3 protein-coding genes are annotated in these 12566 nt (G+C 42.7%); all 3 read right to left on the reverse strand.

The genetic code is table 11. From position 1 onward, the window contains the following. Positions 1–55: 55 nt before the first annotated feature. Positions 56–5980, reverse strand: coding sequence for a choice-of-anchor I family protein (locus tag FJR11_RS23625; protein ID WP_168505684.1), 5925 nt, complete (start codon positions 5978–5980; stop codon positions 56–58). 406 nt (positions 5981–6386) lie between these two features. Next, positions 6387–10574, reverse strand: coding sequence for a glycerophosphodiester phosphodiesterase family protein (locus FJR11_RS16745; protein ID WP_254444773.1), 4188 nt, complete (start codon positions 10572–10574; stop codon positions 6387–6389). A 305-nt stretch (positions 10575–10879) separates the two neighbouring features. After that, complete coding sequence (gene radA, locus FJR11_RS16750; protein WP_168505686.1) at positions 10880–12418, reverse strand: DNA repair protein RadA; 1539 nt, start codon at positions 12416–12418, stop codon at positions 10880–10882. Positions 12419–12566: the final 148 nt, after the last annotated feature.

A 12566-nucleotide genomic window follows, 5' to 3' on the forward strand; every position in this document is an offset into this window, starting at 1 on the left:
TTAGAAAGGGCGGATTTAAAAATCCACCCCTAATAACTAAACTTCTAAATGCTGATTAAGCAAAAACAAACTGGTTAGTGTTAGTTAAGTTCACACTGCTGGCTTGAATACCAGTCAAAATCGCTACGGCTTTATTATCAAAGATAACCTCTGTATTACCACCAACTTGTTTTAAGTTGAAGTTGGATGCAGTAGAACCCAGAACATAAATCTTATCAATGCCAATTTGGAAATCAAGGATGGTATTAGCAGCTTTTGGCGCTTCAACGTTAAAGATTCTGAATTCATCAGCACCAGCGCCACCGGCAATCAAGTTACCGCCACCAAGTCCAACGTAGAATTTATCGTTACCATCACCACCTAAAGCGCGGTCATTGCTACCTAACCAGAAAATATCATTACCAACACCACCAGATATACGGTTGCCACCTTTGCTATCTCTAGCCTCAAAAGTGTCATTACCATCACTACCAAAAATGCTATCGCCTTTATTCACAAAGATTGTATCTTCACCGCTACCTGCATCAATAATGTTGTCGCCAGCATCAGAGAATGCGGATACGCTAGTGATCTCTACAGTGTCATTTCCTGCACCTGTAAAGAGGATATCTTGTTTACCATCAAAGCTTTGACCTCTAACGGCTAAGATATCGTCATTGCCTGGTGTACCGACGCTGACCAATGTAGAAACACTGGGTATTATTTTCAGAGCAGCTAAAATTGGATCATGATCACTAGCTCTTTGGGCGTTATCTACAAACTCACTATTAATATGAACAATATCTACCTGGGTAGAACTGCTCAAATTATTGCTCACCAAAATATGATCGAGGGATTGGGAATTACCATCGAAAATGTAGGTATAACGTTCGTTTTCTGGCAGGGCATTAGAAAGATTGGTGAGGTTGCCACCTGCAAGAATGTTCAAGGGAGAAATAAACTCAAATTCATTTAAATCACCCACAACAACCACATTAGGATAGAGTTTTGTGGCAAAAACAGAATCCACAAAACCTTTCACTGCCTCAGCTTGGGCGCGACGCTGATCTAAAGAGCCGTTAATGCTGTTATTTTCTTGTCCGTTGCCACCAGATTCACCACCAACAGAAGGTTGATTAACTCCAAAGAGGGGTCTACTACCGCCTTTAGAGGAGAAGTGATTATTTACCACTGTCACCTCTTCACCGTTGAAAGTAAAGTTTGCAATTAGGGGTAGTCGGCTATCAGTGAAGGCTGTAAAGGAAGAAGAAGGAACGGTTTTGACAGAGCCTTCTACTAAATCCACCCGGCTGTCATTATATAAGAATGCTGTGCGGATGTTTGCACCTGGTTCTCCGCCATTGGTGTTGTTGGTAATGAAAGTATTGTCAATGAATTTGTAAGTTGGTCCACCTGCGGCAATGATCGCATTAATAAGGGTTTGTAAGGTGACGCTGGCACTGACAACACCATTATTGGTACTACCGCTATTGTCTTGAATCTCCTGTAAACCGATGATATCAGGAGTTTTGAGATTATTGACAATTTGCTGGGCGATCGCTGCAAACCGACCATTGGCAATATCTGTATCAGCATCAGCATCAGCATCATTAGGATCAAGGTTGAGGACGTTATAAGTAGCAATCGTCAAAGTATCACCACCCTTATTCAGAGTCGTGACTTCCGGTTGCAAAGTGGAAGGCTGAATATTGCTGACAAAAGCTTGAGTGGGAATGATTTCAAAGTTACCGAAGTTATAGCCAACTACTCCCGTCACATCCCCCAACTTAGCCCCAACATTGACATTGGGGAAAGCAAAATCAAACACCCCGTTGTCGGCATCAATTTGAATGCGTTCGGGATTGAAGTCATTGGGTGAGATATTGATTGTGCCACGCTGACTTAAACCCGTTGCTCCGGCTCCATTATCTACAACAGTGTAAATTTCCCCAAAACTATTAGTAGGACTAACTGCAACTAAGTTTTTAGCAGTAACGCGCATTCCTTCCAGAGATTCAAAGAAATCAATCCCGTCAGTGGTGGGATCAAAGGATGCCAGTCCGTCGTTGTCAATTACCTGTGTAGGTGGAATCCGTCCACCGGCACCGATGATAGTGGCAGCAGGTAGAGGGTTATTACTGGAAAGGATGGTAATGGTAGGATTGCCACCAATTTGAGTAGTTGATAGGTTGCCTGTGCTGACACCACCAGGGGTAAATTCGCTGACTGTCCCTGTAACAGTTATGGAGTCACCAACTTTAACCGTAGGTGCGCTACTGGTGAACACAAAGATAGCTTCAGATGTAGCGATGTTGGTGTCGGGGTTGGGATCTTGGAGATAAAACCCGTTGGAATCTACAGCAGTGATAATACCGGGAACCGCCGTCACAACTTTACCGACAAAAGGCGAAGTGTGACTTGTACCTTGAATGTCGCTAATGCGAGTCGGTGCATTGACTTCAAAAATGGCAGTAGTTTTGCTGATTTCGTTAGCAACAACTAACAAAGGTTTGCTGTTGGGGCTGTCGTTGGCGGAAATAAAGGTTAATCCTTCGGGTCCGGAATCAGTTAAACCTGAAGTAGCACTAAGGCTGAAATCGCGGGTATTGACATATTGGACAAATTGGGGTGTGTGGGGATTGGTGACTTCATAAACCATCACACCGCCTACACGCTCTAAACCAATGAAGGCATAGGTGCGATCTTTAATCACCCCAATGACCACACCTTCTGGTTCTGGGCCTTTGTTATCGCTGCGATTATCAAAGTTGTTACTATCGTTGTTGGAATTGTAGTTTCCAGGTAAAGCCGCAGCCGTAATTCGCTCGAAATCTGCGCCGCTATCGTAAACTTGTTTACCTGTGCTATCCCAAATGCTGAAGGAACGACCACCAAACACAAAGATTTGATCGATATCTCCATCCCCATCAGTATCACCGAGGGTGTTGGTTACGGTCAAACGACCCAAATTTTGAGGAAGTTTGAGGGTAGCTGCATCTGGAAAAACTGTCGGGTCGAGATTGAGGGCAGCAACGCTAGTTTCTTCACTAAATCCTGCATAATCACGGGTATCACCTTCATTGGCGGTAATATAGTAGGTTTGACCGTTAACTGTGTAGGAAGCAATACTATCAGGCTGGTATAAACCAAAAATAGGCCAGTTTTGAAGATTGATTTTGCCGCCACCCCCAGAAGTTCCATTTACATCACGATCACTTGCATCAAAGGCATTAGAATTGGTTGTAATCAGTCCTAAAACCACTGGTTCGGGATTAGGGTCTGGAGTAAAAGTTCCTGTGGCAGGATTAATCGTAATCCCTGCTACTTGGAAGTCATTATCGTTAATTACGGCGATTGTATTGGCATCTATAAATGCCAGCCCTTCCACTTTTTCTACTGTGTTATAACCGGCTTGGGCTAAGTCTACGTGGAGAACTTTACCAATCAGATTAATTCCTTGAGTGGCTAGTTCAGCAGGGGTCATTTGGTCAATGGTTTTGAGGACACCACTACCTAAATCAATGGGTGCATCTTTGCCGATAATGTTGGTGGCATTGGCTAAGTTAAAGCGGTAAACCTTTTTCTCAATGTTGCTGAGGGGATCGCTGTCAATCGCATCATCATCCCGTTCAACTAACAAAAACTGGCCATTACCGATATAGACTGCATCACCGATTTTATCGGGGCGGGTATTATTGACTGTTCCCAAATTGCCATTGTCTAGGCGGTAGAGGTACTCACCGGTTACAGTTTTTGTCCCTAGATCAAATTCAATAATCCGAACATTGTTGAGATTATTCAAATTGGCATTACTGAGGGTTTCGGGGTTGCGAATAGGACTTTGAACAAAGGCATAAAGCTTGTTGGTGTCTGTATTCAGTGCCACCGCTTCAAAGCCCCGGTTTTGGCGACGCTGGGCAATGATTCCCGGTAATACTTCTGTGCCAAAAGTGCCAACGGCTTGACCTGCTGCGGCTGCTGTGCCTTGGGGAACAAACCGCTCGATTAATTTACCATCGCTACCGAACTGATAAATCGCTGGACGATACTCATCTACCATCCAGAAAGTTTTGTCTGTGGGGTTGACCACAATTCCTTCTAAGTCAGCACCAAAGGTATCTCTCGGTGTGATGACGTTGCCATTGAGATCCACAGGGATTTCATCATTATAAGCTGTATTACCGTTACCACCGACAATGCTGGTATTAGGTAATCCTGTGATAGGTGTACCATCGGCTCGTTTAATGGTGATTCGCTCGGTAATTGCGATTGCACCTGTGGTACGGTTTAACTCGAAACGGACAATTTCGGGAATGAAGTCTGGTAAAAGGAAAGGACGATTGCTACCAGTGGGTTCACCATTGGGTCCACGATCTGTGTGAGCAACAAATTTGAGATTACCATTTGCTGCTTTTCCTTCATAAAACAGACCGGAAAAGCCACCCAAGAAAAGTTCTTGTCCTGCTGGAGTCGTGCCAATGGAGGGTAGGTTGTTAAAGGTGAAGGTTTCTAATTTGGTCGTGTTGACGCTGTTATAATCTTTGACACCTAAAGGCAAAATTGACTCTACCGTCGCTGTAGCAATGTCTACGACGGCGATGGCATTGTTTTCTTGCAACGTTACCCAAGCTTTAGTCCCATCACCTGAGAAGGCAATATATTCTGGTTCAACATCTTGAGCAACTGATGAACCAGGGCCAAAGATTCTCACTCCTGACGCTTTGAGGGCATCAATTTGGCTATTGAATGAAGTGAAGGATGCTTCTTGGACGGTAGGAGTCGCAACACCACCACCTAGGTTAATGATGCTGACTGAACCGACAGGATCGGTAGTATAAGCATTGTTAGGTTGACCTTCATTAGCGGTTAAAACCTTTGTGCCATCGGGGGTAAAGGTGAGCATATCGGGTAAGAAGCCCACATTCACTTTACTAATAAAAGCACCTGTGGCCGCATTGAAAAACTGAACTTCCCCTGCATTGTCATTAGCAGTAGTTTGATTGGTAATAGCGATCGCTACAGCTACGATTCCAGCGCTCACAGTTCCTACTTTACCGACGGCCACACTATTGGGAATTAGGGTAAAACCACCCGCAGTTGCCCCATCAGGATCACCAGTGGTATTAAATGCCAAATCACCGATTTTGCTAGGACTAGCTGGGTTAGAGAGATTGAGGATTTCGACTACGGAACCGGCAACCACAAATAGGCGATCGCTAATGGGATCAAAAGCAGGAATTTCACTACCATTGCTACTAGTGAAACCACCGATTTTAGTTAAAACACTAGCACCATTGTTGGTAATAGCGATATTTTGGGTTGTGGTTGTGCCAAGGGTAATACCAGCATTGGATACCGCACCTAATGTAAATGCTGTACTACTAAATGGCACATCTGGGGCTGTGTTATCAATACTCTGATCACCTGTCCCATCTTGAGCAATCCAATTGGTAGGATTATTAATAATTGGCAAATAGGCCGCGAAGTTAGCCTGTCCGCTACGAGTGCCATTAAAAGCTGCTACATCTGCATCATCATCTAGAGTAGATAAATCCAGCGCATTTAGTCCAGCCGTTAAGCCTGTATTGGTTAATAATCCATTAGTAACATTAAATCCACCACTAGCGATCGCTGTAATAAAAGTGGGTGAAGCTGCACTTCCTTGATAGGCATAGATCACTTCATCTCCTGCACCAATCCCGCGATTTGTACCCCGTGATGGTGATAACAAGGAAGCATCTACGACTGTTCCCGTGCTGGCTGTGATTGTTCCATTACCAATGTTGTCCATGCGGACAATTGTTCCTGCGGTGACTAAAGATGAGGTTGTCCAACTGAAAGCACCTTCATTTGTATCAACCCAAGCCGTACCATTCCACTCGTTATCTTCAAAAATAATGACTTCTCCGGGATTAATGTTAACTAATGCCACAAAAGCAATGTTGTCATTACCATCTGCATTAAACCCAACAAATGCGATATTTCCTGCTGTTAGTGCCATAAGTTAAATTTCCCCTGTGATTTTAGAAAATCACATAAAATAATTGGTTAGATCCTATCTAGCAGCATTAACCAAATAGGTTAAGGGAACAATAAGTGGACGTTATCAGAAAATAATTCAAAGGATTATTTTTAGGAATAAAAATTGGTATTGCTGATTAAGAGTATGAATTTATTTCACATAAAGGTGATCTAGCGGCAGAGAAAGAGAAACAGGAGAAACATTGTAGAGAAGTCCTAGGGAATGTCTCTACAATGTTTTTAGATGACGCACATTTGATTTTGACTAGATGTCTAGTTGTGATGTTTTTAGGATAATCTGTATTTGAAAAACATCATGATTGAGTGCTGTCCCAGAAATATCTTACCTGACTAATTCAACGTTTTTGCCTAGTATTAATGTTGAATTAGTCCAAGAAAAACTGATTAGTGTTATTCAAATTCAAACTACTGGCTTGAATACCCGTGAGAACAGCAATAGTTTGATCACCAAAGATAATCTCTGTATTACCACCAACTTGTTTTAAGTTGAAGTTGGATGCAGTAGAACCCAGAATATAAATCTTATCAGTGCCAATTTGGAAATCAAGGATGGTATTAGCAGCTTTTGGCGCTTCAACGTTAAAGATTCTAAATTCGTCAGCGCCAGCACCACCTGAGAGGAAGTTACCGCCACCAAGACTAACATAGAATTTGTCGTTACCATCACCACCTAAAGCCCGGTCATTGCTACCTAACCAGAAAGTATCATTACCAGCGCCACCGGACATCCGGTTTCCACCTTGACCATCTCTAGCCTCAAAGTAGTCATTACCATCACTACCGAAAGCGCGCTCGCCTTTATTGACAAAAATACTATCGTCACCGCTACCAGCATCAATAATGTTGTTGCCAGCAAAGGGAGAACTTGCACCCAAGACAGTATCTATTTTGTCATTACCTGCGCCAGTGAAGATGGTGTCGTTGATACCATCAAACCCATTACTAACAAACAAATCGTCTTCTTTAGGTGTACCTGCAACAACTTGGGTAGCTTCTGCTATAGCCGCAGATAAACCTAAACGGGAATCAAGGTTGAGGGGTTTGTCAAGTTCCAAAATCACCATCTCATTGTTGTCAATTCCTGGAGGACGACCAATAGAGAAAGGATAGTTGTTGTCGTTTGCTACCAAAATGGTTTTGTTGTCGAGTACCAACACATCTTCAATGGTTTGGAATGGCATATCGTAGGTAGTTTTACCATCACCATTCAGATCGTTGGGGTCTTGGATATTGAGAAGGTTAGCAACTTCCTCTTTGGAAACAAAGCCGTTAGCATCAATCTTGCTGAAGTCTACCTTGAATATCTTTTTGAAGCCTGCGGCGCTACCTTGCAAGTTATCGCGCTCAATTACCAAAAACTCGTTGTTATTGATGGGGGTAAAATCACCGATAGCATTGCTGGTACTGACTAATTGATAGCGGCCAACAATTCCCGTGAATGCCTTGGTTGCCACATCGAATTTATAAATCCGTACAGAACCAGCAGGATCGCCCACAACAGTTCCTTCCAGCATGGGATAGAGGGTTTGACGATCTGGACTAAATGCCATGCCTTCAAAGCCTTGGGAACGGTTGAGGTTTGCGGTTACGAGGTCGCCGTAGTAGGGCTGATTAGGAGCAAAGTATTCTGGTGAATTATTGAAGTAAGGGGTATTTAAATTCCCGTTAGGATTGGCATAGCCTGTACCAGCTAGGTAATCATTAACTAGAACTTGTCGCCCTGTTTTGGGGAAGTCGGTAAAGAAACCATCTACACCCAAATCAATGAACTTACGGAATTCTGCACCGGGGTCGTTTTTGTAAGTATCGGGAAGGAAGAATTCGTCATTTCTTAAAGTGTAGAGATGGACGATTAAACCAGCTTTATGGGCATCTTGAATCAGGGTTGTAGGAGTGCCTAAAACACGGTCTCCATCACTGATTTGTCCATCACCATTCAAATCATCGGGCTGTCCATCCTTATTGGCATCCACCGTCAACTGAGGAATAATCCGCTGTTTATTAGGGCCAATTCCTTTCGCGTAGGTAGCAATTTCCGCTAAACCTGTGGGTGTGGATAAATCGGTATAGGTGCGAGTATCACCAGCAACGACAAAATCATAAGGACGACCTGAACCACCGAACAATTGCACCAGAGGAATATCAATCCCTGCGGCGGGCATAATTGTGTTGTTGAGTTCCTTGAGGTTGGCAACTTCAAAGGACTGGATGAAAACACGAGCAGGATCGGTAAAGTTATTAGCTTTGAGGGTATTTACCAATATTTGGCTAGTGTTTAAACTACCATTTTCTGGTTTTAGGAAGAATGTAGGGTGTTTGGTTTCAGGATAAATACCGATTTTGCGACCGGTTTCTAGTTCGACTTGTTTCACTAAATCAATTACTTCTGCCAGGGTGGGTACTTTCAATCCATCCTTATCAAAAGTAGTACCACGTAAAGCAGGAATCCGTTCAATCGCATTCAGTTCCTTGACTTCTGCTAGAGTAAAATCTTCAGCAAACCAACCTGCTACATTGCGACCATCTAAATCTTTGATTTTCAGGCGATCTGCAAACTTATCACGCAAATAAACATCCGTGCTGGTATCAGTGGTATTGATAACCGGTTTACCATTGGCATCTCGTTGAATTGTGCCATCAGTATTGAGAACACCAACTGCTAACATGGGTTCGTGACGGGCAATTAAGACACCATCTTTTGTCACCACTAAATCGGGTTCAATGAAATCTGCGCCTTGAGCGATCGCTAATTTGTAAGCAGCTAGGGTATGTTCTGGACGTTCACCACTGGCACCACGATGGCCGATGACAATGGGGGCTTGTCCTGTGAGGGTATCAAATTTAGGAGTGGAAAGCACAGTGGGATTTTGGGGCGATCTCACTTCATTAGCAGTAATTTGATCCCGTACTAAATCACCTGTCCCTGGAAAATCGGTAAAGTAACCATCTACACCCAAATTAATGAATTGACGATACTCTAATTCAGGATTGTTGTTGTAATCTGATGCTAGAGAACGGCTTTCATTGCGGAAGGTGTAAGGATGGACAACCAAACCCTCTTTGTGGGCATCACTAACCAAACTCGTTGGCGCTAGAGTAACCTTGTCAGCATCGTTGATTGTGCCATCGTTATTGAGATCGTCAGGTTGACCATCGTTGTTATTGTCTACCGTCTTCACCGAAATAATCTGACGTTTCCAAGGCCCAATACCGTCAGCATAGGCAGCAATTTCTTTCAAAGCAGCGGGAGTTAATAAATCTCCATAAGTGCGCGTGTCACCTTTCCCAACGAAATCATAGGGACGAGCATTAACATCTTGATACAACAATGTTCCATCATTAGCCACATCGTAAGCATCAAGCAATTGCACCAAAGGAAGATCCACGCCCTTAGATGGCATGATGTTATTATTTAAGTCTTTGAGATTACTGACTTCAAAGGACTGAATAAAGACTCGTTTGGGGTCAGTAAATCCTTTAGCCTTGAGGGTGTCAATCAGTTTTTCTTCCAGTGACAAGCCCAATTTATCGTGATAGGTGGGGTGTTTGGTTTCTGGGTAAATACCAATTTTCTTACCCGTTTGTGCTTCCACCTCTTTGAGTAAATCAATGATATCGCTCAGTGAGGGAATTTGTAGAACACCGTTATATACCTGATCACGGAAACCTTGAGGCATCACAGCGCGGAGGGTTTTGATTTCTTCCCAGGTAAAATCAGAAGCAAAAAAACCTTCTTCTGACACACCATCTACAATCTCCGTTCGTTTGCGCGATGCAAATTCAGGACGACTGGCGACATCAGTAGTATTGATGATATTGGGTTCATGACGGGCAATTAATACCCCATCTTTGGTAGAGACTAAATCTGGTTCAATGAAGTCTGCACCGCGCAAAATCGCCAGTCGGTAGGCTTCTATTGTATGTTCTGGCAGTTCACCACTAGCACCACGATGGCCAATAACAATCGGGTTTTGACCGTTGAGGGTATTCAGTTTAACAGGGTTAGGAGTAGCGAAGGGTGCATCTAATAAAACACCATTACTATTAAAATGCAGTAGGTAAGTTCCAAATTCATCACCTACCCAAATATCACCCTTGGCATCAATTACAAAGGACTCTACATCAAAATCAGCCCCGGTGAGTTCCCGTTTTGTGGTGTTTTTATTGACAATATCAAAGGGGATTAACTTATTGGGGTCAGACAGTTGGATGAAGTTTTGAACCGCTACACTACCATTACCGTTTTCTGTACCCGCAAAATTGGGGTCAACTTGATAAAGTCGCAGGAGAAAATCAGCACTGTTATTTTTTGCGCCAAAACCGTTATCTGCTAAGAACCAAAATACAGAACCACCACCATTAGGCGCAAATTGGACACCACTAAAACCTTGTACTGGTTGACCGGGAAAGGGTGTAGTGCGTCCATTTGTGGGGTTGGTAAGAGCCGCACCCGAAGCAGGGCCAGCCGCGAAGGTATCGGCAGGAAGGGAAGCAAAACCTTTGAGTGTCACCATAGGAGAAGTAGTATTTAAAGTATTTCGATAGAAAGACAATTTGCTGATGAGAAATTGCAGGTAATGGCATCAACAATATCAGTCGAAAGTTAAGATACTATTGTCTATAGTTGAGATTTATTTAAGTGCTGATTAAGGTTGTACTTAAGTAGTCAAATACTTAACCTAATATTACTGATTTGGTAGAAGGAAACTATCATACCTTAAACTTCTAATTTAATTGCATTAGAACAGCATTATCAAACTTTTTTATAAAAATGTGAGAAATAAAAAACCCCTCTCCACTTTTGGAAAGGGTTATCCAACAATTGTATTATTTTGAACTACTAAATCCTAGCCTTTGATTATTCATCCTCATCCGGGTCTAAATCTTCTTCTGTCAATTCTTGATGAGGTACAGCAGCAATAATTGCATCTATGACTTTACCTACTGGCAAGATATCTATACCAATTTCAGGGAATTTTGTGCCTTTGGGAACTATGGCTCTTTTAAATCCCAGTTTCGCGGCTTCTTTTAAGCGTAGTTCCATTTGGGAAACTGATCGCACTTGTCCCCCTAATCCTACTTCCCCAATTATGACTGTACCAGGATCAACTATTCGATCTCGGAAACTGGCAACTATGGCCACGGCAATTCCTAAATCTACCGCTGGTTCTTCTACATTTAATCCCCCCGCAGAAGCAACGTAGGAATCTAATTTGGACATAGGTATCCCCACTCGCTTTTCTAAGACGGCGAGAATCTGCACTAAGCGGTTATAATCTATGCCTGTACCAGCCCGGCGAGGAGAGGGGTAACTGGTAGGACTAACTAAAGCTTGCAATTCTACAACTATGGGACGAGTTCCTTCACAAGCAACGACAATGGCTGTACCGGGAGCAGGATCATCACGATTGCCTAAAAACAGTTCGGAAGGATTATCAACTTCCTTTAATCCTTGGGATACCATTTCAAATATACCAATTTCGTGTGTTGCTCCGAAACGGTTTTTTACAGTTCTTAATAATCGGTGGGAAGCAAAGCGATCGCCTTCAAAATATAATACGGTATCAACTAAGTGTTCTAATACTTTCGGTCCAGCGATCGCTCCTTCTTTGGTAACGTGTCCGACAATTAACATCGTAATATCTTCATGCTTTGCCACTTTCATCAAAGCTGCGGTACATTCCCGAACTTGAGCAACTGAACCTGGTGCTGATGTCAAAGCTGGAAAAAACACTGTTTGGATACTATCTATTACCGCCACGTTAGGTTTTAGAGAGTCTATTTCCCGCAAAATCTCTTCTAAATCCGTTTCTGGCAAAACATACAAATCTGCGCCGATACTGTCAGGATCTATGGGTGTTTCCGAATCTTTTGTTGTTCCTTCGGCATCTTTGCTTTTATTCTCTTCTGTGACTACTGTAGGGGTTTTTGACATTCCCAACCGAGAAGCCCGCAATTTTACCTGTTGTCCTGATTCTTCCCCAGTTACGTAGAGAATCCGATATTTCTGCGCTAGTTGGTTAGATACTTGCAGTAATAAAGTAGATTTGCCGATACCAGGATCACCACCAATTAGCACCATCGAACCGGGAACTATGCCACCACCTAAAACTCGATCTAATTCCCCATAACCCGATTCCCAACGCGCAATTTGGCGATCGCTAATTTGATCAAAAGTCAAGGCGGATCTAGCTTTAGCTGGTTTATTATGAGACTTACTATGACCCCCAGCTTGCCAATTTCCCACACCAGATCGGCTAGGTATATCCCCGATAAAAGCACTAATATTCTGCTCAACTAAAGAATCGTAAGTGTCACAATTTGAACATTTTCCGAACCATTGGGAAAATTCCGCTGCACAACTACTACAGATATAAATGGTTTTTGGCTTGGCCATGCTTAATTTTTAGTTAATAATCTTAATTTTTTCTTAATTTTTGGAAAAAACGCAAATTTAATAATAGTAATAGTTAGAAGCTCTTTCCAAATCAATTGAGAGCAATGATATCTTAATATTATGATATTAAAAGTTAATCATGAAAAAT

This window comes from Anabaena sp. UHCC 0187 (genome assembly GCF_009712035.1).
GTDB lineage: Bacteria > Cyanobacteriota > Cyanobacteriia > Cyanobacteriales > Nostocaceae > Dolichospermum.

Bases quoted from the DNA above. Each gene is read 5' to 3' on its own strand.
- FJR11_RS23625 (WP_168505684.1), bottom strand. From the start codon at position 5,980: ATGGCACTAACAGCAGGAAATATCGCATTTGTTGGGTTTAATGCAGAT.
- radA (WP_168505686.1), bottom strand. From the start codon at position 12,418: ATGGCCAAGCCAAAAACCATTTATATCTGTAGTAGTTGTGCAGCGGAA.